The organism is Hylemonella sp. GW821-FHT12C09 (assembly GCF_058807395.1).
Window position 1 is genome coordinate 79,141 of sequence record NZ_JBXAQQ010000001.1, and the last position, 15,118, is coordinate 94,258.

Consider the following 15,118-nt stretch of genomic DNA (forward strand, 5'->3'; position numbering starts at 1 on the left):
CTCCATCCTGATGAATGATCGCCCCATTCTAGTGCGGCGACCTCGCCGCTTCACTGGTCGGCCAGGCGCGAAATCACCTGCTGTTCGACCCTGAGCAATTGCGCCGCACTGACGAGGCCCGGAGCGATTTCTGCCAGGGGCAGAAGCACAAAAGCACGCTCCATCATGCGCGGATGCGGTACGGTCAGCACCGGATCATCCTGTCGCAACTCACCATAAAGCAGGATGTCCAGGTCCAGCGTGCGCGGGGCGTTGTGCCAGGGACGCTCGCGGCCGGCGGCCTGCTCCAGGCCTTGCAGCCCGGCCAGCAAGTCGTAAGGTCCCAGAGCCGTGGACAACTCGGCCACGGCATTGACGTAGTCCGGCCCCGAGGAATCAACCGGCGCGCTGCGATACAAGGACGAGGCGCGCACCAGCCGCGTATGCGGCAAGGCTCCCAGGTCGTTCAGCGCCTGGCGCAAGGCGGCCGGAGCATCCCCCAGATTGGCACCCAGTGCGACATAGGCCGTCACCGCAGTACCGGGAGCCGTGTTCACGCCCCGGCGTCCGGCGCGCCGTCACCGGATTTTTTCGCGCCGGAACGACGCCGCCGGCGACGCTTCTTGGGCGCAGCGCCATCCTCAGCAGACGTCTCGGCCTCGGCGGCGCGCGGCGCGTCGGGCTGGCGTGCAGCGCTGGCCGTGCGTGCCGCCGGCTGACGCGGCGTGTGTGTGCGCTGACGCGTCTGTTCCTCGCGCACCTGGTCGATCAGGTCCTGGCGCAGGTTGTCGTCGCCGGTACTGAACTCCTGCCACCAGTCGGCCAGCACCACATCGATCTCGCCAACGTCGGCGCGCAGGCGCATGAAGTCGAAGCCGGCACGGAAACGCGGCTGCTCGACCAGGCCATAGGCCGCGCTACCCACACGCTTGTCGAAGCGCGGCTGCATCATCCAGATCTCGCGCATGTCCGCGGCGAGCTTGCCACGGCCCGAGACGTCGCCAATGCGGGCGTTGAAGACGTCGTCGATGGCGTCCTGCAACGCCGGGTGCGAGTGCTGGCGCTGCCTGATGCGCTCGGCCCAGCCTTCACGCACGTCGGACCACAGCACGCAGGCCAGCAGGAAACTGGGCGCCACCGGCTTGCCCTCTCCCACGCGGCGGTCGGTGTCTTCCAGGGCGGCCTTCACAAAGGGTTCGGCGGCCCGCTCGACCACCAGGTCCAGCAGCGGGTAGATGCCGCGCGACAGGCCCAGGATCTTCAGCTGCTCCACCGTGGCCAGGGCATGGCCGGTCTGCAGCAGCTTGAGCATCTCGTCGAACAGGCGGCTCTGCGGCACGTCGGCCAGCAGGGCCTTGGACTGGGTCAGCGGCTTGGCCGTCTTGGCCTCCAGCTTGAAGCCCAGGGGGCTGAGCTTGGCGGCGAAACGCACGGCGCGGATGATGCGCACCGGGTCCTCGCGGTAGCGCGCCACCGGGTCGCCGATCATGCGCAGCACACGCTTCTTCGCATCCTTGAGGCCGCCGTGGTAGTCGACCACGACCTGTGTTTCCGGGTCGTAGTACATGGCGTTGATGGTGAAGTCGCGGCGCGTAGCGTCCTCATCCTGCGGGCCCCAGACGTTGTCGCGCAGCACGCGCCCCGTCGAGTCCACCGCGTGTTTCATGCCGGCCAGTTCGCTCTTGCTGGTGCGCTCGTTGCCGGCCACCTGCTCGGCGGCGGCGTTGTCCATGTAGGCGCGGAAGGTGGAAACCTCGATCACCTCGTGTTCACGCCCGCGGCCGTAGACCACGTGCACGATGCGAAAGCGTCGCCCGATGATGAAGGCACGGCGAAACAGGCCCTTGACCTGCTCGGGGGTCGCATCGGTTGCGACGTCGAAGTCCTTGGGCCGCAGGCCGACCAGCAGGTCGCGCACGGCGCCACCCACGATGTAGGCCTCGAAGCCGGCATCCTGAAGGGTGTGCACCACGTCCAGCGCACGCTTGTCGACCAGGGCCGGATCGATGCCATGTTCGGCGGCGCCGATTTCCTGGCGTTTGCCGAAGGCGGGCTGGGCAGCGCTCGACTTGCCCAGCAGCTTGTTGATGATTTTCTTGATCATTGCGTAAAGAGTTCCAGTACCCGCCAGCCGCGCTCCAGAGCCAGGGCGCGCAGGCGGTCGTCGGGGTTGGTGGCCACCGGATGGTCCACATTGTCCATCAGTGGCAGGTCGTTGATCGAATCCGAGTAGAAAGTGACCTCGGTTTCATGGCGATGCAGCCCGCGTGCAGCCAGCCACTCGCCAAAACGCCGGACCTTGCCTTCGCGGAAAGAGGGCGTGCCGCGGATCTCACCGGTGATCCAGCCACTGGCGTCGCGCTCGAGCTCGACGGCGATCAGTTGCGCCACACCGAAGGCGTCGGCGATCGGGCGTGTGACGAACTCGTTGGTCGCGGTGATGATCAGCACGTCGTGACCTGCGTCTTTGTGCCGGCGCACCAGTTCCAGCGCCTGTGGGCGCATGGCCGGCGCAATGACCTCGCGCATGAAACGCTCGCGCGCCGCCAGCGCCACCTCGGGGCCCTTGAGACGGGCGGCCTCGGTGGCAAAGCGCACATAGTCGTGCACATCGAGCGTGCCAGCCTGGTAGTGGGCGTAGAACTCGTCGTTGCGCCGCGCAAACTCGACCGCGTCGGTCCAGCCGATGGTGGTGGTGAAGGTGCCCCAGGCGTAGTCGGAGTCGATCGGCAGCAGGGTGTGGTCCAGGTCGAACAGGGCCAGCTTGGTCTTGTGGGTCATATCTCTTGAAGCATCGCCTTGATCAGCGGGATCGTGATGGCGCGCTGGGTCTGCAAGGCATAACCGTCCAGGTGGTCGAGCAACTGCATCAGGCTGCCCAGATCGCGGCTGAAGCGCGTGAGCATGAAGTCCATGATCTCGTCGCCCAGGAAGATGCCACGTGCGTCGGCCGCCTGGCGCAGCACGGCACGGCGCTCGGCCTCGCTGAGCACCTGCAGGGCGTAGACATGGCCCCAGCCCAGGCGGGTGCGCAGGTCCTCGCGCAGCTTGAGATCGGCCGGCGGCGTCGCCCCGGCGGCCAGCACCCACTGGTGGCCGGTCTGCGCGTGCACGAACCAGTTGAAAGCCGCGTGCTGCTGCACCGCGGTGTAGAGCTGTACGTCGTCCAGCAGCACGGCAGCCCAGCCTTCGTCGAAGGGCGGCGGCTCGGCCACCGAGGCGTCGAGCCAGCCCACCGTGGCCCCCTGCTCGCGCAAGGCCTCGCGCACGGCCTTGAGCAGGTGGGTCTTGCCGCTGCCCGAGGCGCCCCAGAGATAGGTCGGCACCGGCGAGCGCATCGCCGCGCTGGAGCCGTCCCCCACCCACAGCTTGAGATGGCGCAACACGGCTTCGTTGGGGCCTGCCATGAAATTGGCCAGGGTCGGGCCGCTGCCCAGCCCGATGTCCAGCGCGATCTGCTTCATGCCGGGGCTGCCATCGTCAGCCCAGGTACAGCTTGCTGGCCAGGTAGCCGGCCCGCACGCGGCGGATGGCCACCAGCAGCACGGCACTGGCCGGCAAGGCGATCAGCAGGCCCAGGAAACCGAAGACCTGCCCAAAGGCCATCAAGGCAAAAATCACGGCCAGCGGATGCAGGCCGATGCGCTGGCCCACCAGCCGCGGCGTGAGGTAGAAACTCTCGACCAGCTGCCCGACGCCATACACCCCCGCCACCACCAGCACGCCATACAGACCGCCGAACTGCAGCATGCCGGCCAGCAAGGCCAGGATCAGCCCGAGGCCGAAACCCAGGTAGGGGATGAAAAAGGCGAGGCCGGTGAACACCCCCAGCGGCACGGCCAGGTCAAAGCCGAAGAGGGCCAGCGCCCCGCTGAAATAGACCGTCAGCGCCGCCATCACCAGCAACTGGCCACGCAGGTACTGGCCGAGCACTTCGTCGGCTTCCGTCATGAAGTTGTCATAGGCGGTGCGCATCCGTGGCGGCACCAGCGTGACCGCGCGCGCCACGAATTGCTCCCAGTCGTTGAGCAACAGGAACAGGGCCACGGGAATCAGCACGACATTGCCGATGATCGCCAGCGCCACGCTGCCCCCCAGTTTGAGCGAGGCCATGACCGAGCCGACCGTATCTTCGACATTGGCATTGAGGTACTTGACGACAAAGGCGTGGATGCTTTTGCCGTCCAGCGACACCTTGATGCCGAACTGGGCCAGCCAGGGACTCAGCACGCTGTTGACCCGGTCGGCCAGCAGGGGCAGTTGCTCGCGCAGCAGGGGCAGCTCCTTGGCGAAGATCGGAACGACCAGCAGCACGATGGACACCAGGATCAGGATGAACAGGGTTTCCACGACCAGGACCGCCAGCACACGCGGCATCCGACCCCGTCCCAGGTGGTCCAGCCTGTCCACCACCGGCGTCAGCACATAGGCCAGCACGGCCGCCACGACGAAGGGTGTCAACACCGGCGCCAGCAACCACAGGGCCAGCGTCACCAGGGCGGCGATCAGGCACCAGGTCAGGGTGCGTTTTTGGGTGGGCGTCAATTGCATGGAGGCAGACGGGGGGTGAACCCTTAGAATCTAGGGCTGAATTCTATCGGGCTTGCCTGCTGGCGCCCGGACTAAAAACACAGCCGCCCGCCGACCCGCCCTACCAGAGCCCCCAGCATGACCCATCCCTCCACTTCTCCCCTCAGCTACAAAGACGCTGGCGTCGACATCGATGCCGGTGACGCGCTGGTCGAGCGCATCAAACCCCTGGCCAAGAAGACCATGCGCGAGGGCGTGCTGGCCGGCATCGGCGGCTTCGGCGCACTGTTCGAGGTGCCCAAGCGCTACAAGGAACCGGTGCTGGTCTCCGGCACCGACGGCGTAGGCACCAAGCTCAAGCTGGCTTTCGAATGGAATATGCACGACACCGTGGGCATCGACCTGGTGGCCATGAGCGTGAACGACGTGCTGGTGCAGGGCGCCGAACCCCTGTTCTTCCTGGACTACTTCGCCTGCGGCAAGCTGCACGTGGACACGGCCGCGGCCGTAGTGGGCGGCATCGCCAAGGGCTGCGAACTCTCGGGCTGCGCCCTGATCGGCGGCGAGACGGCTGAAATGCCCGGCATGTACCCGGACGGGGAGTACGACCTGGCGGGCTTTTGCGTCGGCGCCGTCGAAAAATCCAAGATCCTGACCGGCCAGAGCGTCAAGCCCGGCGACGTGGTCCTGGGCCTGGCCTCCAGCGGCGTGCACTCCAACGGCTTCTCGCTGGTGCGCAAGTGCCTCGAGCGCGTCGGCGCCACCACCCCGGCCACGCTGGACGGCAAACCCTTCAGGCAGGCCGTCATGGAGCCGACCCGCCTGTACGTGAAGAACGTGCTGGCCGCGCTGGCGCAGCACCCGATCAAGGCACTGGCCCACATCACCGGCGGCGGCCTGCTGGAGAACATCCCGCGCGTGCTGCCCGAGGGCACGGCCGCCCACCTGAAGAAGGGCAGTTGGCCGCAGACCGAACTCTTCGCCTGGCTGCAGAAGACCGCGGGCATCGACGATTTCGAGATGAACCGCACCTTCAACAACGGCATCGGCATGGTGGTGGTGGTCGACGCAGCCAGCGCTGCCGCCACCGCCCAGACCCTGCGCGGCCTGGGTGAACAGGTCCACGAGATCGGCGTCATCGCCGCGCGCGGCCAGGGCGCACCGGTGGTCGTTGCCTGATCCTGGCTGGCCAGGCCCGCATGCCTGAAAATAACCAGCCCCCGCGCATGCCCGCCAGCATCTGGGCGCTGGGCTTCGTCAGCCTGCTGATGGACATCTCGTCCGAGCTGATCCACAGCCTGCTCCCCGTTTTCCTGGTCACCGGCCTGGGCGCCAGCATGCTGGTGGTCGGCCTGCTCGAAGGCGCCGCCGAGGCCACGGCCCTGATCGTCAAGGTCTTCTCGGGGGCGCTCAGCGACTGGTGGGGCCGGCGCAAGCCGCTGGCCGTGCTGGGCTACAGCCTGGGGGCCCTGAGCAAACCCCTGTTCGCCCTGGCCACCACGATGGAGCCCGTGATCGCCGCCCGGCTGCTGGACCGGGTTGGCAAAGGCATCCGCGGCGCCCCGCGCGATGCGCTGGTGGCCGACATCGCGCCGCCCGCGCTGCGCGGCGCCGCCTTCGGCCTGCGCCAGTCACTTGACACCGTGGGCGCCTTCCTCGGCCCGCTGCTGGCCGTGGGCCTGATGCTGCTCTGGGCCAATGACTTCCACGCCGTGTTCTGGGTCGCCGTGATCCCGGCCTTCCTCTGCGTCGCCTTGCTCGTGTTCGGCGTGCAGGAGCCCGAACGCCCGGCCGGCACCGCCCGCACCAACCCGATCCGGCGCGAAAACCTGCGCCGGCTGACACCGGCCTACTGGTGGGTGGTAGGCATCGGTGCGGTCTTCACGCTGGCGCGCTTTTCCGAAGCCTTCCTGGTGCTGCGCGCGCAGCAGGGTGGCCTGCCTCTGGCCTGGGTACCGCTGGTGCTGATCGTCATGAACCTGATCTATGCCCTGGGGGCCTACCCCCTGGGCAAGCTGGCCGACCGGGTCGACCACCGCAAGCTGCTGGTCTGGGGCCTGGTGCTGCTGATCGGCGCCGACGGGCTGCTGGCCTGGAGTGACCACGGTCTGTTTGTCTGGGGCGGCGTCGTGCTCTGGGGCCTGCACATGGCCATGACCCAGGGCCTGCTGGCCACCATGGTGGCCGACACCGCCCCCGCGGATCTGCGCGGCACGGCCTTCGGCATGTTCAACCTGGTCAGCGGCCTGTCCATGCTGCTGGCCAGCGCCCTGGCCGGGCTGCTGTGGGACCAGTGGGGGGCGCCCAGCGCCTTTGCCGCCGGAGCCGCGTTTTGCGTCGCCGCGCTCGTGCTGCTGGCGCTGCGGCGGCCTGCCCCGCCACCGGACCGCACGGCCTGAGCACCGGGTTCATCCGGCCGAGTGTTGCTTTTCGCTACAAAATCCCTAGCTGCCCACACCCGCTGACACTGGACTTTCAGATTATTTCAGGTCACACTGCAGTTTTTGGTTCACCGCCAGGAGCATTCATGCCTGTGATCGCTGTGGTCAATCGCAAGGGGGGAAGCGGCAAGAGCACGCTCGCAGCCCACCTCGCGGCTTGGTGTGCCCATCAGGGCAGCGCGGTCATGCTCGGCGATGTGGACCGGCAGCAATCGACCCGCTCCTGGCTGCGCAAGCGCAGCGAAGCCCTGCCCGCCATCGCGCCCTGGACCGTAGACCAGAACATCCTGCGCGTGCCGACCGGCATCACCCACGTGGTGCTGGATACGCCGGGAGGCCTGCACGGCTTCGACCTGGCGCGCATGGTCATGTTCGCCGACATCATCCTCATGCCCGTATGCGGCTCGGCCTTCGACCGTGAATCGGCCGCCGACTGCCACGCCGAACTCATGGCCCTGCCGCGCGTGGCCACCGGCCGTTGCAAGGTCGCCTGCATCGGCATGCGCATCGACACCCGCACCCGCACCCCCCAGGTCCTCAAGGACTGGGCCACCGGCCTGGGCATGCCCTTTCTCGGCGTGCTGCGTGAAAGCCAGGCCTATGTGCAGTGCCTGGAGCGCGGCATGACCCTGTTCGACCTGTCGCCCGATCGTGTCACCACGGACCTGCGCCAGTGGGAACCCATCCTGGGCTGGCTCGAACCCCAGCTGGCCACAGCACCGGCGGCGGCCTCCGGCCGCCCGGCCCAGACGCACGCGGCCGCGCCTTCCCCCTTGCCCGCCCGCCCGCCTATCGCGCCTGCGGCCCTGCCCAGTCGGTTGCTGGCGGCGCACAACGCCGCACCGGCCAGCCCCGCCGTCTCCACCGACCCGATCACGGCACCCGCCACCCGCCCCACCCCAGGCCCGCAAGCACGCGAAACGCCTGCGCCTGTGCCGCGCATGCTGGCCTCACGGCCGCAACCGGCCGTCACGCGCCTGAACAACACGCGCGTGCTGGACCGGGTGGCCGGCAACGCCCCGCTTCGCACCACACCTGCGCCCATGCGCGCGGTCGAGACGGCCCAGGCGCAAGAAGCGCCCCCCATCCCATCCTTCCTGAAACTGGTGAAGTGCTGAAGCCCTGACGGCTTCAGTCAAGCGCGCGGCGCAGTTCGGCCACGCGCAGCGTGATGGCGACCGCGTCGTCACCCTCCCCGGCCTGCCCCAGGTAGATCTCCAGATCTCGTAGCGCCGGCTCCAGCTGCCCCAGTTCGACCCGCGCCAGGCCGCGGTCGCGGTATTCCTCCCAGGCCTGTGGCAGCAGCACCAGCAGCCGGTCCTCCACCGCCACCAGTCGCACCCAGTCCTGCTGCATGCGATGGATTTCCTTGAGGTTGCGCAGCATGCGCGCAACGATCTCGCGCGCTGGCATGGCCTGCAGGTAGTGGCCCAGCGGCAGATCGGAGGCAGCGGGCCGGCCGTGGCTGCCGCGCCAGGCCTCCAGGCGCGCCTGCAATTCCTCGCGACTCAGGGACTGGCCACTGAAAGGATCGATCACCACCTGGGCATGCGGCAGGTTGACCTTGACCAGGAAGTGCCCGGGGAAACCCACCCCTCGCGCCGGCAGGCCCAGGCCTTGCGCCAGCTCCAGCCACAGCACGGCCAGCGAAACCGGGATGCCGCGCCGGCGCTCCAACACACGGTGCAGGTAGCTGTTATCCGGGTCGTCATAGTGGTTGAGGTTGCCGCCGAAATGCAGATCGTGGAAGAAGAAATGGTTGAGCAGCCGCAGCCGGTGCATGGCGGGCGCGTCGGCAGGCAGGCGCCGGTGCAGGCGTGCCAGCAGGGCATCCACCTCGGCCAGCACCTGCTGCACGTCCAGCTGCGGGTAGTCGTCCTGTCCCAGGCTCACGGCAACTTCGAGCAGATGGAATTGCGCGTCGCTCTGGACCAGGGTCCCGAAGTAGTCCAGCGGCGTGGGCAGCTTGAAGGACAGATTCATGGCGGCCCAGGCCCCTAACGCTTTAGAAATTGCCGGAAGCGCAGGCCCGCGGCCCAGACGGCCCCCAGGTAGATGGCAGCGGCGCCGAGCACCAGCGACGCCAGCAGAACGATGCGCCAGCCCGCCTGGGCCTGCAGGCGTGTCCAGTCGAAGGCACTGGCGGCCCACATCAGGAACACCGTCAGCAGCGCCGAGGCGGCCAGCACCTGCAGCGCGAACACGCCCCAGCCCGGCAAGGGCTTGTAACTGCCGCGGCGCAGCAGGCCGACCAGCAGCCAGGCGGCATTGACCATGGCGCCGATGCCGATCGACAAGGCCAGTGCCGCATGCTGCAGCAGCGGCACCAGAACAATGTTGAGCAGTTGCGTGAAGACCAGCACCACGATGGCGATGCGCACCGGCGTGCGGATGTCCTGGCTGGCGTAGTAACCCGGGGCCAGCACCTTGATCGCCACCACCCCCAGCAGGCCCACGCCCCAGCCCATCAGGGCCAGGGAAGTCATCTGCACATCACGTGCGCTGAAGGCCCCGTAGTGGTAAAGCACCGACACCAGAGGGGTCGAAAAGGTCAACAAGGCCACGGCGCAGGGCACGGCCAGCAGCACGACCAAACGCAGGCCCCAGTCCAGCATGGCCGAATAACGCGCCGCGTCGTCGGCGGCCTTGGCCGCCGCCAGCTGCGGCATCAGCACCACCCCCAGGGCCACGCCCAGCAGGGCCACCGGGAATTCCATCAGGCGGTCGGCGTAGCTGAGCCAGCTCACGCTGCCCGGCGCCAGATGCGAGGCGATCTGCGTGTTGATCAGCAGCGAGACCTGGGCCACGCTCACGCCCAACAGGGCCGGCGCCATGAGTTTGAGCACGCGTTGTGTTCCCTCGTCGGCCCAGGCGGCACGCAGCGCCGAGGGGCTCAGGCCGATGGAGGGAAACAGACCGATGCGCCGCAAGGCCAGCAGTTGCGCGCCCAGTTGCAGCAGCCCGCCCGCCAGAACGCCGGCCGCCAGCGCGTAGATGGGCTCGATGCCCAGCGTCTGGAACCAGGGCGCCCCCAGCCAGGCGGCCAGGATCATGGCCACGTTGAGCAGCACCGGGGTGGCCGCCGGCACGGCAAAGCGCTTCCAGGTATTGAGCACGCCGGCGCCCAGCGCCACCAGCGACATGCAGGCGATGTAGGGGAACATCCAGCGCGTCATGACGACGGCCGCGTCAAAGGCGTTGCCCGCCTCCACCTTGCGCAAGCCCGCGGCCATCAGCCAGACCAGCAACGGCGAGGCCAGCACCCCCAGCACGCTCACACCCAGCAACACCCAGGCCAGCACCGTGGCCACGCGGTCGACCAGCTGGCGCGTGGCCTGCTCGCCCTCTTGTTCCTTGACCGTGGCCAGCACCGGTACGAAGGCCTGGCTGAACGCCCCCTCCGCAAACAGGCGCCGGAACAGATTGGGGATGCGGAAGGCGACGTTGAAGGCGTCGGTCAGGGCGCTGGCGCCAAACGTGGTGGCAATCAGCAGCTCACGCGCCAAGCCCGTGATCCGCGAGGCCAGGGTCAGCAAGGAGACCGTCGAGGCGGCTTTGAAGAGGCTCATTGAGAGCGAGTGTAGCCGGGCTCCCCGTCCCCTGAGCGCTCACTTACATTACCCGCCACAAACTGCTACAATAGCCGGCTTTGCTGACATCATCCACAGACACAAGGAACTATTGATATGGCATCTGGAAAGCCCAAGAAAAAGAACCCGCGCCTGGCGTCGGGCCGCAAACGCGCACGTCAGGACGTCAAGCTGAATGCAGCCAACACGTCCCTGCGCTCCAAATACCGCACCGCCGTGAAGAACGTTGAAAAAGCCGTTCTCGCTGGCGACAAAGCCAAAGCCACCGAGCTGTTTGGCAAGATGCAGGCCGTGGTGGACACCGTGGCCGACAAGGGCATCTTCCACAAGAACAAGGCTGCTCGCGACAAGAGCCGCCTGTCGACCAAGGTCAAGGCCCTGGCCGCCGCCTGAATCTCAGGCAAATCGCACGGATCCTGAAAAGGGTCTGCCGTTTGTAACGGGTGCGCTGTCAGCAAAGCAAAAAAGCCGCTCTTTGAGCGGCTTTTTTGTGGGCGCAAGGAATGGTTCAGACGATAGGCCGGCCTTGCCCGTCGGTTTCGCGCACCTGCAGGTTGTTGTCGCGTGCGAAATTGATGCAGAAGTCCCAGGCCATGGGCTCGGCATCGCGCAGCTCGCGGTTCACGATGACGCACTTGACGCCGTCGAGCGAGCTGGGGATGCACCAGGGGGAATAACGCAGGTGACTGCCAGGCTGCGGGCCGCCCGGGCGGAAGGGGCTCATCACGCCGGCCAAGCGCTCGGCCCAGTCACTGGGACGAAAAGCCTTGCCGGTCCGGGTGAGACCGAGAATGAAGACTTCCTTGGCGGCGTTGGAGACCATGGGTTGGGACTCGGGCGCCGGGCGCGGGCTGGGTACAGCGGCTGGTCCGGCAGCGGGTGGGTTGCCAGTATTTTATCTTATATAAGACTTGATCCATCCCCGCCCGCAAGGCAGCGGTCGTCTGCGCCGAACCGCCGGGACACACTTGCAAAAAGTCCTGGAACAGGCCCTAAAATCATGTCTCAACGGCCCAACCTGCGTTGGGCCGCCTTGTTTTGTGATCTCTCCGGAGTGTGTAGCCATGAACGCCCCCGCCGCCAAACCCGTCGAAGCCGCGTCTCCCCACGTGATGAACACCTACGGCCGCGTGCCGATCGCGCTGTCGCACGGCCAGGGCTGCCGCGTCTGGGACATCAACGGCAAGGAATACCTGGACGCGCTGGCGGGCATCGCCGTCAACACCCTGGGCCACAACCACCCCCGCCTGGTGCCGGCCCTGCAGGACCAGCTGACCAAGCTCATCCACACCTCGAACTACTACCACGTGACCGGCCAGGAGCAGCTCGCCACGAAGCTGGTCGAACTCTCGGGCATGAGCAATGTGTTCTTCTGCTCGACGGGGCTGGAAGCGAACGAAGCCGCCCTGAAACTGGCACGCAAGTTCGGCCATGACAAGGGCATCGACAAACCCCAGATCGTGGTCTACGAAAAGGCCTTTCACGGCCGCTCCATCGCCACGCTGAGCGCCACCGGCAACGAGAAGGTGCAAAAGGGCTTCGGCCCGCTGGTGGAAGGCTTCATCCGCGTGCCCCTCAACGACATCGAGGCGCTCAAGAAGGCCACGGCCGGCAACCCCAATGTGGTGGCCGTGTTCTTCGAGACCATCCAGGGCGAAGGCGGCATCCATGCCATGCGCGCGGAATACCTGCAGCAGGTGCGCAAGCTATGTGATCAGAACGACTGGCTGCTCATGATCGATGAAGTGCAGTGCGGCATGGGTCGCACCGGCAAATGGTTCGCCCACCAATGGGCCGGCATCCAACCCGACGTCATGCCGCTGGCCAAAGGCCTGGGCTCGGGCGTACCCATCGGCGCGGTGGTGGCCGGCCCCAAGGCCGCCAACATCTTCCAGCCCGGCAACCATGGCACCACCTTCGGCGGCAACCCGCTGGCCATGCGCGCCGGCATCGAGACCATCCGCATCATGGAAGAGGACCGCCTGCTGGAGAACGCGGCCAAGGTCGGCACCCACCTCAAGGCCGCGCTGGAGCGTGAACTGGGCAAGCTGCCCGGCGTCAAGGACATCCGCGGCCAGGGCCTGATGATCGGCGTGGAACTGGCCAAGCCTTGCGGTGTGCTGCTCACCCGCGCGGCCGACGCCGGCCTGCTGATCAGCGTGACGGCCGACAGCGTGATCCGCCTGGTGCCTGCGCTCATCATGACGACGGCCGAGGCCGACGAAGTGGTGAGCCTGCTGGTGCCCCTGGTGAAATCTTTCCTGGCCGAAGCCTGAGGACCGCGCGATGACAGCGACGAAACTCAAGCATTACCTGCAGTTCACCGACCTGAGCCGCGAGGAATACGCCTACCTCTTCGGGCGCGCCGCGCTGATCAAGAAGAAGTTCAAGGCCTACGAGAAGCATCAACCGCTCACCGACCGAACCCTGGCCATGATCTTCGAGAAGGCCTCCACGCGCACGCGCGTGAGCTTCGAGGCCGGCATGTACCAGCTCGGCGGCAGCGTGGTGCACCTGACCACGGGCGACAGCCAGCTGGGTCGCGCCGAGCCCATCGAGGACAGCGCGCGCGTGATCAGCCGCATGGTCGACCTGGTGATGATCCGCACCTTCGGGCAGGACAAGATCGCGCGTTTCGCCGAGTACTCTCGCGTGCCGGTCATCAACGGCCTGACCAACGAATACCACCCCTGCCAGATCCTGGCCGACATCTTCACCTACATCGAGCACCGCGGCTCGATCCAGGGCAAGACCGTGGCCTGGGTCGGTGACGGCAACAACATGGCCAACACCTGGCTGCAGGCGGCCGAACTGCTGGGCTTTACCGTGCACGTGAGCACCCCCAGCGGCTACGAAATCGACCCGGCCGTGGCCGGCGTGAAGAGCTCCTGCTACAAGGTCTTCAAGGACCCCATGCAGGCCAGCGCGGGAGCCGATCTGGTGACCACCGACGTCTGGACCAGCATGGGCTACGAGGCCGAGAACGAGGCCCGAAAGAAGGCTTTCGCCGACTGGTGCGTCGATGCCGACATGATGCGTGCCGCCAAATCCGATGCGCTTTTCATGCACTGCCTGCCCGCGCACCGCGGCGAGGAAGTCGAGGCCGAGGTCATCGATGGGCCGCAGTCGGTGGTCTGGGACGAGGCCGAGAACCGGCTGCACGTGCAGAAGGCCTTGATGGAATATCTTTTGCTGGGCCGGCTCTGATGTCTGCCTGCACCAGTTGCGGCGCCTGCTGTTCCTGGTGCCGTGTCGATTTCTCCAGCTACGAACTCGATGAGAACGGCGGTCATGTGCCCACAGGCCTGACCGTCGAAGTCAACGGCAACACCGCACGCATGCGCGGCACCGACCATTGGCCACCGCGCTGCGCTGCGCTGACGGGCAAGCTCGGCGAGAAGGTGGCCTGCGGCATCTACGAGTGGCGCCCCTCGCCCTGCCGCGAATTCGAGGAAGGCAGCGAGGGCTGTCACCGGGCCCGCGCCAAGGTGGGCCTGCCGCCGCTGATCGCCCCAGAAAGCCGGGATAGCGAGAGCAAATGCAAAATCTAGTCAGGCCGCCAGACGGCGTCAAAGCGGAGGATCGTGGCCGTCAGTCGCGTCGATCCTAGCGAGCCGAATCCCTACTGCACAGTTGCCTGCTTTTCGGCCCACAGACGCAGCTCGTGCAGCACCTCTCGCAGGCGATCGCTCAACTTCGACATGCTGACCCAGTCCGCCTTGCCCTCCTGGTCTATGGACCGAATCTTGTTCCGCAGGAACATCAGCTGCACAGTAGCCAGTTCAATATTTTTTTTGAACTGGGGTGTGCTGGCCCCGAACTCGGTCAGTTGTTCTACAACCGAGGTGAAACGATCCAGCAGGCTCTGGAGGGAGGCCTTGACTTCCGGCGTCTTGTAACCCGCGTGGTAGAGGAAGTAATTGCGCGCGATAAGCTGGATCAGCATTTCCTGGTGCCCGATCAGGTGAACCAGATCGCCACCGACGCTATCCTTCGAAAGCGAAGCCGCCAGCTTTTCACAGCCATCCAGCAACTTGTCGTTCAGCGCTATGAGCTGGGCCAGCGCCTCCTTCTCGGGATCTGCACTGAGCTTGCGCAGCATCAAGGACCAGATGGTGTCGATCTCCGACAGCAGGGCATTCTGTGGCGCCGAGAGACGTTCCTTGCGCAACGTGTCCAGATTGGACGACACGAGCGAGATGGCTTCACCTTTGCGTGCACGGGACTTTGTGGCCTCGACATCCAGGAAGATTTGCAGATAGAACTTGAACGCACGCTGCGTCTGCTCCTGTATGTCGTCTGCCAGGTCAAGGCGACGCAGGGCTGCCGCCTGTTCTCCCGCCTTCACCGCAACCCCGGGCTTGAGCGGCTGGGTGCGCGGAACGCCCTGGGCCATCGCACTCGGGCCATGCAAGACGGCGAGCGCGATCATGCACAGCAGAAGACCAGTTTGCGTGGGACTCCCGAGGCTGGATGCCATGCACCTGGGTCCCGCACATGATGACACGACCCTGCTGATGACGTACATGCAGAAACTCTGCTTCCGCTGGAATGGTTTCATGGTTTGAGCGCCTCGGT

Annotated in this window: 16 protein-coding genes; 7 read left to right on the top strand and 9 right to left on the bottom strand. The window is 66.5% G+C overall.

Annotated features, from left to right (window positions below):
- Window positions 1-50: 50 nt before the first annotated feature.
- From folK to AC1RRP_RS00415, 5 genes are read right to left on the bottom strand one after another with little or no spacing between them, the layout of a single operon-like run.
- Window positions 51-536 (bottom strand): 2-amino-4-hydroxy-6-hydroxymethyldihydropteridine diphosphokinase, encoded by a 486-nt coding sequence (gene folK / locus AC1RRP_RS00395; protein WP_493032143.1) that lies wholly within the window; start codon window positions 534-536, stop codon window positions 51-53.
- Window positions 533-2,083 (bottom strand): polynucleotide adenylyltransferase PcnB, encoded by a 1,551-nt coding sequence (pcnB, locus tag AC1RRP_RS00400; RefSeq protein WP_493032145.1) that lies wholly within the window; start codon window positions 2,081-2,083, stop codon window positions 533-535. The genes folK and pcnB overlap by 4 nt, the downstream gene beginning before the upstream one ends.
- Window positions 2,080-2,760 (bottom strand): histidinol-phosphatase, encoded by a 681-nt coding sequence (locus AC1RRP_RS00405; protein ID WP_493032147.1) that lies wholly within the window; start codon window positions 2,758-2,760, stop codon window positions 2,080-2,082. The genes pcnB and AC1RRP_RS00405 overlap by 4 nt, the downstream gene beginning before the upstream one ends.
- The gene (gene hda, locus AC1RRP_RS00410) at window positions 2,757-3,443 is read right to left on the bottom strand and encodes a DnaA regulatory inactivator Hda (protein WP_493032149.1); all 687 of its coding nucleotides are present in this window, start codon (window positions 3,441-3,443) and stop codon (window positions 2,757-2,759) included. Before hda ends, AC1RRP_RS00405 begins: the two co-directional genes overlap by 4 nt.
- Window positions 3,444-3,459: 16 nt before the next feature.
- On the bottom strand, window positions 3,460-4,530 hold the full coding sequence (locus AC1RRP_RS00415) for an AI-2E family transporter (RefSeq protein ID WP_493032151.1): 1,071 nt from the start codon (window positions 4,528-4,530) through the stop codon (window positions 3,460-3,462).
- 117 nt (window positions 4,531-4,647) lie between these two features.
- Here AC1RRP_RS00415 and purM point away from each other — a divergent pair, with 117 nt between their 5' ends.
- The 3 genes from purM (at window position 4,648) to AC1RRP_RS00430 (ending at window position 8,068) form a co-directional block, all read left to right on the top strand.
- On the top strand, window positions 4,648-5,688 hold the full coding sequence (gene purM / locus AC1RRP_RS00420) for a phosphoribosylformylglycinamidine cyclo-ligase (RefSeq protein ID WP_493032153.1): 1,041 nt from the start codon (window positions 4,648-4,650) through the stop codon (window positions 5,686-5,688).
- Between the two features lie 47 nt (window positions 5,689-5,735).
- The gene (locus tag AC1RRP_RS00425; RefSeq protein ID WP_493032156.1) at window positions 5,736-6,908 is read left to right on the top strand and encodes an MFS transporter; all 1,173 of its coding nucleotides are present in this window, start codon (window positions 5,736-5,738) and stop codon (window positions 6,906-6,908) included.
- Window positions 6,909-7,036: 128 nt separating this feature from the next.
- The gene (locus tag AC1RRP_RS00430) at window positions 7,037-8,068 is read left to right on the top strand and encodes a nucleotide-binding protein (RefSeq protein ID WP_493032158.1); all 1,032 of its coding nucleotides are present in this window, start codon (window positions 7,037-7,039) and stop codon (window positions 8,066-8,068) included.
- Between the two features lie 13 nt (window positions 8,069-8,081).
- Here the strand turns inward: AC1RRP_RS00430 and AC1RRP_RS00435 are convergent, their stop codons facing one another.
- Both AC1RRP_RS00435 and murJ read right to left on the bottom strand, forming a co-directional pair.
- Window positions 8,082-8,933 carry a SirB1 family protein gene (locus AC1RRP_RS00435; RefSeq protein WP_493032160.1) on the bottom strand — a complete coding sequence of 284 codons (852 nt, stop codon included), beginning with the start codon at window positions 8,931-8,933 and terminating at the stop codon, window positions 8,082-8,084.
- Window positions 8,934-8,947: 14 nt separating this feature from the next.
- Window positions 8,948-10,519, bottom strand: coding sequence for a murein biosynthesis integral membrane protein MurJ (gene murJ / locus AC1RRP_RS00440; protein ID WP_493032162.1), 1,572 nt, complete (start codon window positions 10,517-10,519; stop codon window positions 8,948-8,950).
- Between the two features lie 117 nt (window positions 10,520-10,636).
- On the opposite strand from murJ, the gene rpsT reads away from it, so the two are divergent.
- Window positions 10,637-10,933, top strand: a complete 297-nt coding sequence (gene rpsT / locus AC1RRP_RS00445) for a 30S ribosomal protein S20 (protein ID WP_174252649.1) — start codon at window positions 10,637-10,639, stop codon at window positions 10,931-10,933.
- Window positions 10,934-11,048: 115 nt separating this feature from the next.
- Here the strand turns inward: rpsT and AC1RRP_RS00450 are convergent, their stop codons facing one another.
- Window positions 11,049-11,363, bottom strand: a complete 315-nt coding sequence (locus AC1RRP_RS00450; protein WP_493032164.1) for a DUF3579 domain-containing protein — start codon at window positions 11,361-11,363, stop codon at window positions 11,049-11,051.
- 241 nt (window positions 11,364-11,604) lie between these two features.
- Between AC1RRP_RS00450 and AC1RRP_RS00455 the strand changes: the two genes are divergently transcribed.
- Genes AC1RRP_RS00455 through AC1RRP_RS00465 form a run of 3 tightly spaced genes read left to right on the top strand, consistent with a single transcriptional unit; the run spans window position 11,605 to window position 14,091 of the window.
- Entirely contained in the window at window positions 11,605-12,816 is a 1,212-nt protein-coding gene (locus AC1RRP_RS00455; protein ID WP_493032166.1) for an aspartate aminotransferase family protein, read from the top strand.
- A gap of 10 nt (window positions 12,817-12,826) precedes the next feature.
- Window positions 12,827-13,747: an ornithine carbamoyltransferase gene (argF, locus tag AC1RRP_RS00460; protein ID WP_493032169.1), complete on the top strand. Its 921-nt coding sequence runs from the start codon at window positions 12,827-12,829 to the stop codon at window positions 13,745-13,747.
- Window positions 13,747-14,091, top strand: a complete 345-nt coding sequence (locus tag AC1RRP_RS00465; protein ID WP_493032171.1) for a YkgJ family cysteine cluster protein — start codon at window positions 13,747-13,749, stop codon at window positions 14,089-14,091. Before argF ends, AC1RRP_RS00465 begins: the two co-directional genes overlap by 1 nt.
- 71 nt (window positions 14,092-14,162) lie before the next feature.
- Here the strand turns inward: AC1RRP_RS00465 and AC1RRP_RS00470 are convergent, their stop codons facing one another.
- Complete coding sequence (locus AC1RRP_RS00470) at window positions 14,163-15,020, bottom strand: hypothetical protein (protein WP_493032173.1); 858 nt, start codon at window positions 15,018-15,020, stop codon at window positions 14,163-14,165.
- Between the last annotated feature and the right edge of the window lie 98 nt (window positions 15,021-15,118).

Bases quoted from the DNA above. Each gene is read 5' to 3' on its own strand.
- pcnB (WP_493032145.1), bottom strand. From the start codon at position 2,083: ATGATCAAGAAAATCATCAACAAGCTGCTGGGCAAGTCGAGCGCTGCC.
- AC1RRP_RS00405 (WP_493032147.1), bottom strand. From the start codon at position 2,760: ATGACCCACAAGACCAAGCTGGCCCTGTTCGACCTGGACCACACCCTG.
- hda (WP_493032149.1), bottom strand. From the start codon at position 3,443: ATGAAGCAGATCGCGCTGGACATCGGGCTGGGCAGCGGCCCGACCCTG.
- AC1RRP_RS00415 (WP_493032151.1), bottom strand. From the start codon at position 4,530: ATGCAATTGACGCCCACCCAAAAACGCACCCTGACCTGGTGCCTGATC.
- purM (WP_493032153.1), top strand. From the start codon at position 4,648: ATGACCCATCCCTCCACTTCTCCCCTCAGCTACAAAGACGCTGGCGTC.
- AC1RRP_RS00425 (WP_493032156.1), top strand. From the start codon at position 5,736: ATGCCCGCCAGCATCTGGGCGCTGGGCTTCGTCAGCCTGCTGATGGAC.
- AC1RRP_RS00430 (WP_493032158.1), top strand. From the start codon at position 7,037: ATGCCTGTGATCGCTGTGGTCAATCGCAAGGGGGGAAGCGGCAAGAGC.
- AC1RRP_RS00435 (WP_493032160.1), bottom strand. From the start codon at position 8,933: ATGAATCTGTCCTTCAAGCTGCCCACGCCGCTGGACTACTTCGGGACC.
- murJ (WP_493032162.1), bottom strand. From the start codon at position 10,519: ATGAGCCTCTTCAAAGCCGCCTCGACGGTCTCCTTGCTGACCCTGGCC.
- rpsT (WP_174252649.1), top strand. From the start codon at position 10,637: ATGGCATCTGGAAAGCCCAAGAAAAAGAACCCGCGCCTGGCGTCGGGC.
- AC1RRP_RS00450 (WP_493032164.1), bottom strand. From the start codon at position 11,363: ATGGTCTCCAACGCCGCCAAGGAAGTCTTCATTCTCGGTCTCACCCGG.
- AC1RRP_RS00455 (WP_493032166.1), top strand. From the start codon at position 11,605: ATGAACGCCCCCGCCGCCAAACCCGTCGAAGCCGCGTCTCCCCACGTG.
- argF (WP_493032169.1), top strand. From the start codon at position 12,827: ATGACAGCGACGAAACTCAAGCATTACCTGCAGTTCACCGACCTGAGC.
- AC1RRP_RS00465 (WP_493032171.1), top strand. From the start codon at position 13,747: ATGTCTGCCTGCACCAGTTGCGGCGCCTGCTGTTCCTGGTGCCGTGTC.
- AC1RRP_RS00470 (WP_493032173.1), bottom strand. From the start codon at position 15,020: ATGGCATCCAGCCTCGGGAGTCCCACGCAAACTGGTCTTCTGCTGTGC.